General features: G+C 60.5%; 2 protein-coding genes. Both read left to right on the top strand.

Annotation, left to right across the window (positions count from 1 at the left end):
• Positions 1-297 precede the first annotated feature (297 nt).
• On the top strand, positions 298-1,443 hold the full coding sequence (mqnE, locus tag QZ269_RS12910) for an aminofutalosine synthase MqnE (RefSeq protein WP_291427103.1): 1,146 nt from the start codon (positions 298-300) through the stop codon (positions 1,441-1,443).
• A 2-nt stretch (positions 1,444-1,445) separates the two neighbouring features.
• The gene (locus tag QZ269_RS12905; protein ID WP_291427102.1) at positions 1,446-1,859 is read left to right on the top strand and encodes a nuclear transport factor 2 family protein; all 414 of its coding nucleotides are present in this window, start codon (positions 1,446-1,448) and stop codon (positions 1,857-1,859) included.
• Positions 1,860-2,043 lie beyond the last annotated feature (184 nt).

The raw sequence follows: 2,043 nt of genomic DNA, 5'->3' as shown, positions 1-2,043 counted from the left end.
ATCCATTTGGACTGGCTTAGTTGACGTTTTTCGTGGCGTCTTACCCAAACTCGACTTCTCGTGCTGAGCAGTTACCTTTCTTTTTCACTGGTTCCACTTGGTAAAAAGATGGTCAAAAGAGCACCATCTCTTTGCAACATGCTCTAAGTAGGTGCCAGTTGCGCGTATCCAGGGAAAGCGCCCCAATCCGCTTTGCAAGCCACCCTACGAGTCCGCCTGGGTTACAAGGTCTTACCAAACCTTGCAACCGGAGTCTGTATTACCACCCACCACGCTCAGCGGCGTATTCTGCCGCCTATGAAGTGGCTCCGTGACCAGACCCTCGCCCCCATCGTGCAGAAGGTGGAGGCGGGGGAACGCCTGACCTTTGCCGAGGGGACGCAGCTGTACAACACCCACGACCTAAACGCCCTGATGCGGCTGGCGAACTGGCGCAAGGAACAGCTACACGGCGACAAGGTGTTTTTTGTGCATTCGATGCGGCTGGAATTTACCAACATCTGTTACGTGGGCTGCACCTTCTGCGCCTTCGCCGCGCACAAGAATGAGGAGCGGGCCTGGGACTACGACCCCGACGAGGTGGTGCGGCAGGTCGGGCGGCGCTACCTGCCCGGCATCACCGAGCTACACATGAGCAGCGGCCATCATCCTAACCACAAGTGGGACTACTACCCGGCAATGGTGCATAAGCTGCGCGAGGCGTACCCCGATCTTCAGATCAAGGCCTTTACCGCCGCCGAGATCGAGCACCTGAGCAAGATCAGTAAAAAACCCACGCTGGACGTGCTGCGCGAGTTGCAGGCGGCGGGCCTGAGCGCCATGCCGGGCGGCGGGGCCGAGATTTTTGCCGACCGCGTGCGTAAACAGGTGGCCAGAAACAAGGTAAGGGCCGAGAAGTGGCTGCAAATTCACCGCGAGGCCCACAGCCTGGGAATGCGGACCAACGCGACCATGCTCTACGGCCACATCGAAACGCTGGAGGAGCGCCTGGACCACATGGACCGCCTGCGAACGCTTCAGGACGAAAGTGTGGCCCAGTTCGGCGGCGGCTTCCACGCCTTTATTCCGCTGGCCTTCCAGCCGCTCGGCAATACGCTGGCGCAGAACCTCGGCAAGACCGATTTCACCACCGGTCTGGACGACCTGCGCAATCTGGCGGTGGCCCGCATTTATCTGGATAACTTCCCCCACATCAAGGGCTATTGGGTGATGATCGGCTCGGAGCTGACGCAGGTTTCGCTTGACTGGGGCGTGTCGGACATCGACGGCACCATTCAGGAGGAGCACATCGCGCACGCGGCGGGGGCCACCTCGCCCATGCAGCTTTCGGAAGCGGGCATGATCCGCATGATTCAGCACGCCGGGCGCGTTCCGGTGCTGCGCGACGCCTACTACAACGAGTTGGAGACTTTTCCGCTGCCGGGCACCAATGCCGCTGACTGACCATGCCCAACTCTGAGAACCACCCCCGCACCCAGATTTTCGATACCGAATTCAGCGACCTGCGCGGCGTTCCGGGGGAATACGGCGACGTAGACTCGCTACTGCGGGCCGACGAAGCCTGGAACGCGGCCTACCACTGGCGCGACCCCGAACGCCTGATCGATATGCTCGCCGACGACTGGATCGGGTTTTTTCCGGACGGCACTATCGCCTTCAAAACTGACCTGCTGGAACAGTTGCCCCGACATCCGCCCGCCACCTTGATGTTCGAGCGCCACGCCTCGCTGGTGTTCGGCCACACGGGGATTACGCGGGGGACGCTGTACGCCGACGGCGTGCGCCTCCAGAGCTTTTTGCGGGTGTATACGTGGCAGGGGGGGAAATGGTGGGCGGTGATTGTGCAGGTGGTGGCGTAGAGTAGCTATCCCCAAGCTCCCCTACCCAGCTGGGCAAGCGGGAGTCATACGAACTGCCGGTTGATTTGGTGCCGTCCCGAATGCTCCGTACACTTTCAATGGTGTTAACATGAACCTCGTTGGTGCCGTCCCTATCGTCGTCGCGAGCATACTCACCGTCACCTTGATTCACGGTGACGTGTCC

This window comes from Deinococcus sp. (assembly GCF_018260405.1).
GTDB lineage: Bacteria > Deinococcota > Deinococci > Deinococcales > Deinococcaceae > Deinococcus.
The sequence above is the reverse complement of the archived record's forward strand: the minus strand, read 5'-3'. Positions and strand labels throughout refer to the sequence as shown.